The organism is Candidatus Neomarinimicrobiota bacterium, assembly GCA_041862535.1.
Taxonomy (GTDB): Bacteria; Fidelibacterota; Marinisomatia; order SCGC-AAA003-L08; family TS1B11.
The window spans coordinates 1-12,889 of sequence record JBGVTM010000182.1; the positions used below are offsets into that span (position 1 = coordinate 1).

Here is a 12,889-nt window from a genome sequence, read left to right on the forward strand (position 1 = left end):
GGACATCGCCGGACCGATCATGTTCCTGGCCAGCGATCTGGCCCGGCATATTACTGGTGAAATCCTGAACGTAAATGGGGGCGGTGTGTTGTGCGGGTGAGGCAGCTTTACAACAGCCGCTCGTAATCGCTGAGATCCAGTTTCCACACCGGTACGCCGCAGTAGCGGTCACCTTCAGGGCAGATGGGACGGGCTCCGGCCATTTGTCGCAGGGTGCACGGTGGCAGCAGATACTTGCCGATGCGGGGGTGTACCTCGCGCACCTGCTTGGCCTCGTGCACGCTGGCCCGCCAGATCTCTTCCTGGGCGTTGTAGCACAGTCGCATGCGGTGCTTGTGGTGCAGGTTGAGCAGGTCGGCTGACTCGGTAAAGCGCACCGCAACGGCATTTGGCAGCAGGTAATTCGCGAACTCCTGCGAAATCCCCAACCGCTTCAGCTTGCCAATGGCCTCCCAGGTGCGGCTCATGGTCTCCCAGTAACGTTTTTGTGAAGGCTCGTGGGCCTGGATGAGGGCGGGGGTGACGACGTCGGGTTCATCGGAGAGTTGGGTGGCCAGTATGGGTCGGCTGGCGGGGGTCAGCCGGTGACGCATATCCTGGCTGTCGGCGGTGTGCGAGAGCTTCTTGCGGAAGGTATAGCCCGGGTGGTACAGGGTGCGGGTGAGTTTGGCGTGGGTGGTGAGATTGAGCACTTCGCCATAGGTGGGATTTTTGCCGGGATCCAAGGCCAGCGCGATGGCTTCTTCATCGTTCAGCTCGGCGTTGGTCCTTCCGAGCACCTCTCGTACGGCTGAAGCCAGCACCCGCTCGCCGTCGGCTTTATAGTCAACCAGCCGGGAGATGCGCCCTCCCAGGGAGGCGTCAAATTCCTCCTTGAAGCCAGGGCTCGGAGCCGGGCTCTCTTCCAGCCAGGGGAACTCAACAAAGTCCTCCTGTCCCAGGGGCTCCTGAAGGATCAGCTCGTACCCCGGGTCGTACTCCAGGACGGCCTGCACCATGCGCCCAACCACCTGCTGCTGCTCGTAAGGCACGTCCGCCTGTTGGCAGACCCGCCAATACCGCAGGAGGGTAATGCCGCTGATGGTATGGTACAGATAGGAGAGGGTTGCCACCGGGGCCACATAGCGGGCGGCTTCCTGGGTCTTTTTCAGAATAGTTTGCTTATACCTGTCCGGCTGTTTAGCCCGGGCGGGGAAGATGCGGAAGTACTCGGCCTTGGCGATCTCAAATAATCCCTCGCGCAGCTCCCGGTAGGCCGCCATTTGCATGTTGATAGTGTCCTGGTAGAGCTCTAAAGCTGAGCCGGTGAGCGGTGGTATATAGAATGAATTTTTGTTCAAACGGACATATCGTTGGCTCACCTGCTCGGAGTTGTAGAAGGGGTGGCTGTGGAGGAAGGACCAGACGAAGTGGCGGGAGACGTTGCTGAGGGCGAACTGGAACTGGGCATGCTGGAAGGTGGTATGGTGCCCGGCCTGGTAGATGGCCTGGGCGAGGGCCCGATCGCGGCTGCCTTCCTCCAGGTTGATATGCTCATCGCCGATAATTCCCTTGCCGCTATAGCAGGTGCGGGCGGTGGCTAGCACGTTTTTAAAGGGAGTGATAAAGGCTTTGGTTAGCTTGACTTCCGGAGCGGTTGCGGTAGTTGCTTCCGGGTTGAGCATAGATGGGATTGAGGCCGTCACAGCTATCGGTTTCCCGGTCGCCTCACTGGCGGGCATCCCTCATCCAGGTTTGGAATGGTACAAGTCCAGGAATGATTGCACGATAGTGGGATTGCCTGCCACCAGGCCCGGCTTCAAGACCACGTGGCGGCTGTTGTAGCGGTGCTCTTGCCCGTTGAGTACACGCAGCACGGCGCCGGCTTCCTTGAGGATGATATGTCCCGCGCAGACGTCCCACTCATTCTTGGGCCTGAGGGTGGCGAAAATGTCGGCTCGCCCGGCAGCAGTCAATCCCAGCTTGTAGGCTACGCTGCCGATGGGCTTCAGGCTGCGGAAATAGGACCGGTACGGCTCCCATAGGCGCCGCCGGGTTTCGGAGCGGCTGTTGAGGAGCACGGCCTCCTGGAGGCGCTCGATCAGTGACGCGGTCACCGGCTCGTTGTTCAGGGTGGCACCGTTTCCGGCAACAGCAGTGAACGTCTCATCGGTGACTGGATTGTACAGAACTCCCAGCATGGGCTCGCCCCGCTCCACCAGGGCGATGCTCACCACGAACTGAGGCAGTCCTCTAATGAACTCCTTGGTTCCATCCAGGGGGTCCACCACCCAGACACGCTCCTTACTTAGCCGCTCGCTGGTATCGGCGGTCTCTTCGGACAACCACCCGTAGGTGGGAAAGCTATCCCGCAGGCGCTCTTCCAGGTGCTGGTTGCTGGCATAATCAGCGGTGGTAACAGGATTATTAAAGCCCTTGTCGCGGATCTCGTAGTCGGCATTGTAGTAATTCATCAGGAGGGTGCCGGCGGCCCGGGCGGCTTCGAGGGCGACAGTGAGTTCGGCTTGCATCGCTGAAAATTACGATTTGGCTACTTGAAAGGCGAGGGTGTTGCGTACAGCTGCCCGACAGGCTCGGTGCGCTGTCCCCCTCAGTAACCTCGCAGCGAGTGGCTGAGATATCAGCCTACTCCCTGGCGAGGCCAATAACGCCGCAGGCTATGCGGGCACCGGCGGCACCGCTAGGCTGCGAGGTCAGGTCGTCCGCCTGGGTGTGGAGGACCACCGCGCGGCCCAGGATGGAGTGGGGTCCTTCGAGGCTCAGGTGGGCATCCACAACCTCCAGGGAGGCGTGGCCCGATTCGTCCGCCGTGACGTTGCCCAGGTCACCGAGGTGGCGCTGATCGTCCGCAGGGCCGCCGTGGGGCGCACCCGTGGGATTGAAGTGGCCACCCGCCGAGGTCCCATCCGGGGCGCTGCAGTCACCATACTCGTGGATGTGAAAGCCGTGCGGTCCGGGTTCGAGTCCGTGCAGATGGGCCACGATGCGGATACCCTCGTCTGTTCGAGTAAAAGTGACCATGCCGCCGGCTGAGCAGCCCTCAGTGGGATGCAGGACGGCCACGGCTCGGGCAGTTAAAGGCTGATCAGCCTCAGTGCTGTGCTGCGGCCTACCCAGGAACCGCCAAACGATAAAAAGCACCACTGCAGCCAAAACAACTATCCGTATCCAATCGCGCATATTCCCCTCCCGAGAAGTGGCTGTTACCGGCAGTTGGGAACGACCAGCAAGTTAGCGAACTTTTTAGTGGAAGAGGTGCCCGAGTTCTACAGGAATCTGTTCCGTAAGGATTAGGGTTGTGACCTCAAGATCCCGCTCCCCAAAAGTGGCAGAAGCGTGAATCCCTCTGATATGGAGCCAGCCGATTGATGCGGTTGATGGCAGAGAACGGTTGGATGAGGGCTGAGTTAGCGTGTGGCACTTGGAGGTCAGCCGGGTACTACGTACTTCCGGGTTGAGGTGGAGTCGCAATTGCCGGAGCAGGCCCAAGTGGATGATACTTCAACCTCACTGGCCCTGGCTAACCCTATCAAGGTGAAACATTCCGCCGGATAAAGGCATAGCGCGACTCGTCCAGCAGCGCCAGCGTGACGGGAATGCCCTCTACTTCAGCAGCCCCCGCCTATCCTAGGCGTACACGCACACAGGCAGCCTGGCGCGACTGCTCTGCACTTACTTCAATAACACCCCCGCCTACTGCGGGACTACTCTGACGCTTACTTTAGTAATAGCATCTTCCGGCAAGCGGACAGGAAGGAGCCCGACTGGGAACGCTGCGCGGCTGATCGGGAGAGCGAGCACCAGCGACTGCTCAATCAACGTTCCAATGCCATCTGGAATGACTGGCTGGCTGCCCTTGGAGGCTTGAGACCTGGGGCCGGGGACTGGGAGGCTGGCAGGAAGAGAACGGGAGAAGGGGTGAAGGAGGCGCGAGGCGGTCTCAAAAAGGGACCAAGAAGACACCTTAAAATTCAACAAAATCCATACAAAATTCTGCATTTTAGAGTTTTTTCCCGACGAGAGGCCGGAATCTCCCTGTTGAAAAATGATTCCGCGCCAAGACCGGCCCCGCTACACTTCGTTACGCGGGGTAAACTCCCCACTTGCAGCGATACTAAAGGCAGGGCAGACTTGATCGCAGCGGAGGCAACACTAGCGGCGTGATATGGGTTTAGCATTATCATAGTGCCGGAATATAAGTCATTGGAGGCGGTTTGTCGTTCGCCTGGTGCGTCTGGTGCGCGAAATGCGCGAGAAAAGAAGTTTCCCCAAAGGGGTCCCTTAGGGACAAGTTTCGAGTTTCAGGTTTCGAGTTACCGGTGGGCGGAAGAGAGCGTCGGGAATGGTACATTGACGATTGAAGATTGAAAGAGAAAGGGGAAAAAGCGGGAAGCAAACTGCCAAGAAAGCAGGGAGGAGAGGTCTATCTCCCTGTCCGTGGCGTCCCTGGCTTCTTTTGCTACGGATTTACACAGATGTACGCGGATCTTTTATCGCATATAAACTTATTCTATCCATCTTTCTGTCTGCGTTCATCCGCGCAGATCCGCGGCTGGACTTTCTCTGACCCCCCAGCCCCGCCTCCGGCGCAGCTACCCTTCGTGACGCGGGGTAAACTCCCCGCTTTCTGCGGGACTGTGAGCAGGGCATGGCTATTTCCCCGCCTACGGCCCACCGCCAGCAGGATTTATAACGGGACTGTTCTGACGCTTACTTCAATAACACCATCTTCCGGCTGGCCGTGAAGCGCTTGTCGCTCTCAACAGAGGTAGCTGTAAACCGGTAGAGGTAAATGCCGGCGGGTACTGAGCGTCCACCCTGGTCTTTACCATCCCACACCACCTGCCGGTAGCCGACCTCTTCCAGACCCTCCCAGCGGATAACCTCGCGACCCATAATGTCGTAGATCACCAGGCTTACACGACTGGCTTCCGACAGATCGTATTCAATGCTGGTGCTGGGGTTGAAGGGATTAGGGTGGGCCGGGTAGAGGGCGTAGGCCTCGGGTACCATCCCCGATAAGTAATCTTCCGCCTGACCCTCGGCAATCTGCTTGACGAACGCCATGAAACTGACCGTATCGGAGGGATTAGACAGCCGGCTGCTCTCATCCCTGGCCCTGACGTAGAAAGAAAAATTATAAGCCGGTGGATCACATAAAAACACACTCTCGGGGTTGTAGTGGTTGTTCTGGGTGGACCCCGCAAGAGACCATTCGCTGATATGGACTTTTTCGTAGACGTAGTAGCAGTCCAGGTCCGGTTCCGTGTTATCATCCCACTGGAGGATAGGATTTCTATCGCAGACACCCGTTAGGTTCTGCGGCGGGGCTGGCGGAACATCAAAATCTCGAGCTTCTAAAATGTTAGTTAAGCTACTCATATTTAAGCCGTTGTTAAGTGCCATATCTGCGCTTAAAATGGCATTGGCTGCATGTAGCATTATCGCATTATTATTTAGGTAATAATGTGACTGAATGACTAGTTTATTGGACGTTGTTCGTCCTAACTCATTGAAAATATCCCATAAAGTAGCAGACCAGATTTTTCCTTTATTATGCTCACCAAATAGAATGTCATAATCCTCATAGGTGTAATTTTCATCCAGTCTACGACCTTCCCAAATATCTCCGCTGCCCGATGGAGTAATGCCTGCATCCCAGGTAAATACAAAGTCTTTTTCCCACGTTGATATTGATGCTGAGTACGACCCCGCCCAATAGTCCCCAAAACCTTGGGATATACAATCCAGCTCGTATCCAAAAGAACCCGAGATTTGATCATGTTGAATTGCGTGACCATATTCGTGCAAAATAACGTCTACATCTTCTGCATCATCTACATTTCCTTCGCCGAATGCAATTTTATTGGTTCCAGGCAAGTAATGAGAATTATCCATACCATTTAGGCCGTGTGGGTCAACTTCAATAGGACCATTTTAGATGTTGTCAAAACCTAAAGATTGTAAATAACGCTGATTGGAGTCAATATGATAGTATGCCATTACATCTTCAAAGCCACTCTGGAAGCGAGTGTAGAAGAATTGACTAGATTCGCTCTTGACTGGCGTAACAACCGGATTTTCAAATTCTGTAATTTTCACATACGGACCATTTAATAAGTACATCTCCTCCTCTTCTGAATATTCAATATCCAGGAGCGATACAAGAACGCGTTCATTATTAAGCGCAGGATGGTCTTCATCGTCATAATCAGAATATCCTTCGGTTCCATAATAATTTTCTGAAGTAGTAAGTGGGTCTGGATTAAATACCTTTCCCGTTCCATCAGTAAATATTGTTAATTCATGTATCCATACAACCTCCCCATTCTCCGCATTAATAAAAATTTCCCAGTCACCTAATTTACCTTAAAAATCCATGCTGGGAAGCATTACCCTATAACCTAGCAGGTAGTAGTCTTCAAGTGGTAATACCATGAGTTCAACAGACGGGTCGTCATAAAGCTGACTACTACTAATTGCATCCTCTGCTAATGTAAGAGCGTTTTCTTTCGTTAAGCTCGGAGTAATATCATCTAATGATACGTCAGGGTGGTAATCGATCATAAAAAACATTATTTTTGATCCATGATTGAAGCTAATCACGGTATTGGAATTCCAAACAGGTATACCCATATACTTTTGATAAAATCTAACATGAAATCCTCCTGGGCTTTCTTTAATAGTGCTTAAAACTAGATCATCAAGCATTGGTTGCATTTGGAATGTTTTAGCATTTGCGCCTAGAAATTGGAGAGCCATCTGTTCTATTGTCCCAGACAGCTCTGGCATAAAGATGCCCTGATTCCGAGTTACACTCACGGTATTTGTTCTAAAAGGTGTTGGTTGTTCTTCGAAGAACGAGTGTTGTTTCTGGCCAAGTAGTAAGCTTGTTGTAATAAATACAAAGATACTATAACACTTTATCAGTTTAAATACCTTCATTGTTTTTCCTCTTGAGTTATTGTACCCATAAAGAGGGACTTGTTGCATTTTTAACCACCATCATTTTTTCTGAACCATCAGAATTCATCATCCATATTTCAGGATTTGTGTAGGGGCCGTGAATTCCACCAGATACCCGAACGAAAACAATAAAATTGCCATCGTTAGACCAAGAAAATCCCCCAGTAGCGAAAATACTATCTACTAACTGAACAGGATTAGAACAAAAATTATCCGGGACCTTATAGATTGCCAAGTTATCTCCTGAAATGCTTCTATGGGCAAAAATAATTTCGGCCGTAACCGGATTATACTTAGGCTGCAATGATATTTGATAATCATCGCAGGATAAACATATAGAAGAATCCATTGAAGTAGTGGTATGGAATATGTTCGGGAAGTCTGTGACTCGATTATCACTTGAATTGAAAATTATATCAACACCGTTTGGATGCAGAGAGGGGCACACATCATCATGGAAGGGACGATCAGTAATTTGTTTATCATTTAATCCGTCTATGTTGATAATAAATATTTCATAGTTTAATCCTAATGAAGCAAGTGACTTAGAATAAATGATATAATTGCCATCAATACTCCATTCGGGGCTGATATCTTGACGATAGACATAATATGGGAAAAACTGCTGTTCTCCTGTCGTAGGATTAAGAGTCCTTAAGTGGCCGCCGTCGGTCCCAACAGCTTCGATATATACAATTTCATCTCCAGAAGGGCTCCAATGGGCTTGATCCGCCCAGATGCGATAGTAGGTAAAACCTAGTTCATTGGTCCAGACAGGTTCATTTAGAGGAAGAAGTAACTCGAGCGAGTCCGATAACATATCAAATAAATAAATTTCATTGTCTCGGGTGAAAACTAGCTTCATTACAGGGTTATCAACTTGAATGGAAGAAGTATGTTTACATGACGTGATGATACCAATAAAGCAGATAGAGATTATTGCATAATGATAATAAAGCTTCATCTCAAACTCATACGTCTCATTTAATATAATCAGTAGTTATAAGCAATATAAAATAACTTAATGAGCCAAGATGAGATTAATTGGCCTGCTTATCCTGTACCTCTATATGGTTGTGTTGCAGATATCAGCATATCATAGCCATATTCCATGTAGTTGCCAACCTTTTTACATACGATTCCCGAAAACAACGGTAGACGACACTCTCTTAGGTTAAGGAAACTTCTTTTAAAACACCTAAGGGAGAAGATCATAATTGCCCGGTAATCCATTCCCTCTATGTCCGTATCAGTTCTTAGTGTTTCGTATAAGGGCGCCATTCCGGCGTGAAATATTTCGCTTCTCCAGTGGTGATTTGTGTTAAGCCCGTTCCATCGCTATTAATGATACAGATGTGCCCGCCAGTACGAATAGAGCCCGCAATAAACGTCAACCTCGTTCCATCGGGCGACCACAACACATACTCCTCCTTTATTTCGTTATTCGTGATTCTCTGCATATCCGAACCATCGGCGTTCAGGATATAAATCTCACTATTTTCCCTTCCCGAAGCGATTGCGATATGCTTACCATCCGGCGAATATCGAGCATAATTGCTGCCAAATGTGCTATCGCTTAACAGGATTCTTTGCTTATCAGTACCATCTATATTCATGGTATACCAATCGCCATAGCGGTCAAAGATGCTGTCAAGGGAGCAATTTGAGTGAAACAAGATTTTCTGCCCATCCGGAGACCAGTCAAAGACAAAATCGCCATAGGGATTATCGGTTAGCTTGACCTCTTTGATTCCATCAGTCGTATCAAGGTCGATGATAAATATTTCCGTATTAAGTCCACCGATCTCGCAATTTATACAGCGCGAGAACGCAATCTTATCCCCATCCGGTGACCAGACCGGCATCATGCCCCCATCGATGTGGGGTTCGATATGGCCTTTCCGGTCCCAAAGGGTGACCAGCCGTTTCCCGCTGCCATCGGCATTGATGACATAGATCTGATAGGCTTCATAATAATCGAAAGGCCCCGTGTAGGCGATCCGTTCCCCGTCCGGTGACCATCGCAGCCCACCGGGCCACACCGGTTCGACTACCTTCCAGGTTGAATCGGTGCTCAGATCCATTATATAAAGGGCTTCTCCCACACGGAAGGCGATTTGGTCTACCGGCTCATCAGGTGGCCCTGCCGGGTTCTTCCCGCAGGAGTATAGCACCAAACAAAAGGCTACAAGCAGTATCGGTATTCGGCAGTTCACCTTAGGATCACCTCAACACAGAAAGATATCGGGAATTACGCATTTCAAAGACACCTGCATTACCCGGTGGTGTCAAGAAAATATAGTTACTTAGAATTGCTTCACGATACAGAAGCGGCTATTCTTTCGCTTATATTTACCATAATTTATACAATGCCTTCCATATTATCTTCGAGGCCAATTATTCTATTATGTTGCATGGTCTTTCCTTTTTTTAGTGTTATTCCTTAGAATTGAACCTGTTCAGGTATTCTATCTTCGCAAAAGAATACCCAATAAGTCCCATCATTTTTCCGGACAATGCTATAAACATCAGCATAAATCAATTCCACGTCATCAAGGTTCTCTATTTTAACAGGGATGTTTTGTCCGATTGATGCAGCTCCGTTGGGCCTCACAAGGCCCCAATACCAGACTGTGCCGTCTTCTTTCAACGCTAAATTGTAGTCATAGTTCGCTGAGATAGCTGCAACGTCAGTCAGATTACTCACCTTTACAGGTAATTTGCTATCATCATAACTTCCGTTCCCCAGTTGGCCAAAATCATTCTTTCCCCAGGCCCAGACTGTTCCATCTTCTTTTAATATCACCGTACGACGTGCGCGCACGTTTGCTATCTCCTTAATACCAGTGAGACTACTTATAGAATCAAGTTCATCGGGGGCTGAATTCCCTAGGTAAAAAATGCTGCCATCCTTATCTAAAACCATATATTCACTTAGTCTGGTTATGTTTTCTAGCCCTTCGACCTGTTCAGGTTCTATAAACTTTGATGGGCTCCTATGATCCAACTTCATATACCATACCGTTCCGTCTTTCTTTAATAAATGAACAACTTGATCAAATACATGTATTGATTTAGCGTCTTGTAGATAGGATATCTTAATCGGTGCTGTAATTACCGTATCCAGGCCTGGTGGTTCCAGGTGCGTAGCATAATTCCCCCAGAACCAGATATTTCCATCTTGGTCTGCGGCAAGTGCGATTCCGTGAAACAAATCTAAGGCAACCGCATTTTCAATATTTAACACTTTTCCAGGGACGTCGCTATTTTCGGTAGTTCCGTTGCCTAATGTACCGAAATAGTTATACCCCCAAGCCCAGATTGTGCCGTCAGGTTCAATTACCGCATGAACCATTTCAGATGCTATTTGGTTAACAGGTTTATCTTCTTCCTCTCTTTCCGGTTCGGTGGGCAGCGTACAAGAAATTAAAACCATGCCAAAAAATAGAATTGTGACGGCAGCCACTATGATAATCATCAACCGCTTTTCCCAAAAGGAGGAAAATCTTTTTAAGGCGTTTGATAATAAGTGGCTATTTCCGACCATCTAAGCAGTCCTCCATTCTCATAGTTTCGTATAAGGGCGCCATTCCGGCGTGAAATATTTCGCTTCTCCAGTGGTGATTTGCGTTAAGCCCGTTCCGTCGATATTGATGATATAAAGATGCCCGCCATCATGGAGAGAGCCCACCATAAACACCAGCCTCGTGCCATCGGGTGACCAAGATAAAAAGTGTTCAGTTGTAGTATTGTTGGTGATTCTCTGAATATCAGAACCATCGGCGTTCATGATATAAATCTCATTTTTATTCATGCCCCCAACGAAAGTAATAAACTGCCCATCCGGCGAGTATCTCAAACCGTGACCAACAAATGTGGTATCATACGTCATGATCCGCTGCTTGTCCGAGCCATCCACATTCATGGTGTACCAATCGCCATATTGGTCAAACGTGCTGTCGAGGGAGTAATCGGACTGAAACAGAATCTTCTGACCGTCGGGAGACCAATCAGAAATATAATCGCTATAGATATTATCAGTTATCCTGGTCTCTTTGATCCCATCGGTCGTATCAAGGTCGATGATAAATATTTCCGTATTAAGTCCACCGATCTCGCAATTTATACAGCGCGAGAACGCAATCTTATCCCCATCCGGTGAGCAGCCCCGGTCAGGGTATTTTCCTTAACCCGCAGGGTGTCGCCGAACTGTGTTGTTGTGGTCGTCCACCTAAACTGAGCGGCAGATTGAGTGGCTAAGCTAAGCCAGCTGAAGACTACTATCAGTACAATACATTTGTTTCTCAACATCTTATCCCCTCCATTCTTTGTTTTAGACACACATTCGGTCAAGATCCGAGCTAAAGACGATATGTGCCGATGCGATTCAAGTCATAGGATAGATAAGCCTATCAGCGCCAGTCGGTTACATTATTAATGATATCGGTAGAATCATCAAAGGTGATCTGGGTAAGCCCGGTCCCGTCCGTATTGATAACATGGATATTCGCCCACTCTTTGCGTTGATCATCTCTTCCGAATTGTCCATACTGTGTAAATGCTATTCTTAAAGCATCAGGGGACCAGCGAAACGAGCCGATCTTGTTGTCTCCAGATGGTGTTATTAACTCCGGATTCGCACTATCGGGACTGATGATATAGATGTCTCGATATAGTCCAACGGTGGAATATGCGATTTTCTTATTATCACTTGACCATTTCGCGTCGTATTCCCGAATATCCTTTGTATCGGTGATCTGCTTGATCAGATTACCGTTCAAGTCCATCTCATACAGTTCATAGCTTTCAGGCCGGGACGATCCTGCCACGTATTTTTCCCCTGTCACCAATAGCCGCTGGCCATCATCCGACCAGTCCCAGATATGAACAATAGTGTACGGGTCCCGGTTAAGCCTCCTTTCATCCGTGCCGTCGGCATCGATGATATAGATGCCTTCATAATTGCCGATAGCATCCTGCCTTTCAAAAGCAATCTGTTTCCCATCCGGAGACCAGACAGGATGCTGGCCGTTCCATGTTAAGCGGTACCGGTGATTCCCCGATTTATCCAGGATATAAATTTCAAACCACTCCATTGTCTGTGGCGGCGGCAAGTGCGGCATACCCGCGGCCGCTATACGATTTGCGTCGGGTGACCACGAGGCGTCCAGATATGATATATTATTATCCTCGGTCAGTCTGTTTACCTCCGAACCATCGGGATTCATAGTGAAAAGACCACTTCTCCCCAGGCTATCTGATATGGAGATGAATAGAATTCTGTTAATCGTTACACCATCAGCGGGTGGACCTGACGGGTTCTTGCCGCAGGAAGATAGCACCAAACAAAAGGCTACAAGCAGTGTCGGTTTTCGGCAGTTCACCTTAGGATCACCTCAACACAGAAAGATATCAGGAGTTATTCATTTGTAAGATACCTGCATTACCCGGCGGCGTCAAACAAATATAATTACTTAGAATTGCTTTACGATACAGAAGCGGCGATCCCTTCCCGTATTGTTGCCATTTTTTTGCAATGCCTTCCATATTATCTTCGAGACAGGTGTTCCATGACCAGAGCTCCCATTGCCGCTGTAAGGGTGCGTCGTCTGTCTTTCACTGTAATGCACAACCAAAAAAACCCCGCCAGGACGGCAGGGCTTTTATTCAAAGGGTAGTATTTTAGTCTACAGCAATCAGACCACGCTCATCACCAGCACGCCAATCATGACGATAAGGGCCACGAAGATAGCCGCCACGCCGTAGTTCTTATTCCTGATTTCGGCCCACTCGTCAATGTCCCTGGAGACGAGAGCGAAGATCCAGATAGCGATGGCCGTACCCAGCGAGAAGCCGATGGAAACCGCCAGCGCCCAGCCGATGGTCCGTAAGTATTGTATGAGGGTATCGCCAAAGGATAGCA

At 49.4% G+C, this 12,889-nt stretch carries 12 protein-coding genes; 1 reads left to right on the forward strand and 11 read right to left on the reverse strand.

Translation table 11 applies throughout. The features are described 5' to 3' along the window. Positions 1-100 (forward strand): 3-oxoacyl-ACP reductase FabG (locus ACETWG_06585; GenBank protein ID MFB0516254.1); only part of this gene is annotated, 100 nt, incomplete at its 5' end. 7 nt (positions 101-107) lie between these two features. On the opposite strand, the gene ACETWG_06590 is transcribed toward ACETWG_06585, so the two are convergent. From ACETWG_06590 to ACETWG_06640, 11 genes are all read right to left on the reverse strand, one after another. Continuing rightward, complete coding sequence (locus tag ACETWG_06590; protein ID MFB0516255.1) at positions 108-1,721, reverse strand: FAD-dependent thymidylate synthase; 1,614 nt, start codon at positions 1,719-1,721, stop codon at positions 108-110. 3 nt (positions 1,722-1,724) lie between these two features. Beyond that, positions 1,725-2,510, reverse strand: a complete 786-nt coding sequence (locus tag ACETWG_06595) for a 3'(2'),5'-bisphosphate nucleotidase CysQ (GenBank protein ID MFB0516256.1) — start codon at positions 2,508-2,510, stop codon at positions 1,725-1,727. Positions 2,511-2,625: 115 nt separating this feature from the next. Continuing rightward, on the reverse strand, positions 2,626-3,180 hold the full coding sequence (locus ACETWG_06600) for a superoxide dismutase family protein (protein ID MFB0516257.1): 555 nt from the start codon (positions 3,178-3,180) through the stop codon (positions 2,626-2,628). Between the two features lie 1,530 nt (positions 3,181-4,710). After that, a complete protein-coding gene (locus ACETWG_06605; protein MFB0516258.1) occupies positions 4,711-5,382 on the reverse strand; it encodes a FlgD immunoglobulin-like domain containing protein in 672 nt (223 codons plus the stop codon). A gap of 987 nt (positions 5,383-6,369) precedes the next feature. Then, the gene (locus ACETWG_06610) at positions 6,370-6,945 is read right to left on the reverse strand and encodes a hypothetical protein (GenBank protein ID MFB0516259.1); all 576 of its coding nucleotides are present in this window, start codon (positions 6,943-6,945) and stop codon (positions 6,370-6,372) included. 16 nt (positions 6,946-6,961) lie between these two features. Next, entirely contained in the window at positions 6,962-7,930 is a 969-nt protein-coding gene (locus ACETWG_06615) for a TolB family protein (GenBank protein MFB0516260.1), read from the reverse strand. A 292-nt stretch (positions 7,931-8,222) separates the two neighbouring features. Then, entirely contained in the window at positions 8,223-9,182 is a 960-nt protein-coding gene (locus tag ACETWG_06620) for a hypothetical protein (protein MFB0516261.1), read from the reverse strand. 227 nt (positions 9,183-9,409) lie between these two features. After that, on the reverse strand, positions 9,410-10,513 hold the full coding sequence (locus ACETWG_06625; protein ID MFB0516262.1) for an RCC1 domain-containing protein: 1,104 nt from the start codon (positions 10,511-10,513) through the stop codon (positions 9,410-9,412). Between the two features lie 18 nt (positions 10,514-10,531). Next, positions 10,532-10,858 carry a TolB family protein gene (locus ACETWG_06630; protein ID MFB0516263.1) on the reverse strand — a complete coding sequence of 109 codons (327 nt, stop codon included), beginning with the start codon at positions 10,856-10,858 and terminating at the stop codon, positions 10,532-10,534. Between the two features lie 520 nt (positions 10,859-11,378). Further along, positions 11,379-12,062, reverse strand: a complete 684-nt coding sequence (locus ACETWG_06635) for a TolB family protein (GenBank protein ID MFB0516264.1) — start codon at positions 12,060-12,062, stop codon at positions 11,379-11,381. Between the two features lie 600 nt (positions 12,063-12,662). Then, on the reverse strand, positions 12,663-12,889 hold a 227-nt coding region (locus ACETWG_06640), incomplete at its 5' end, for a hypothetical protein (GenBank protein ID MFB0516265.1).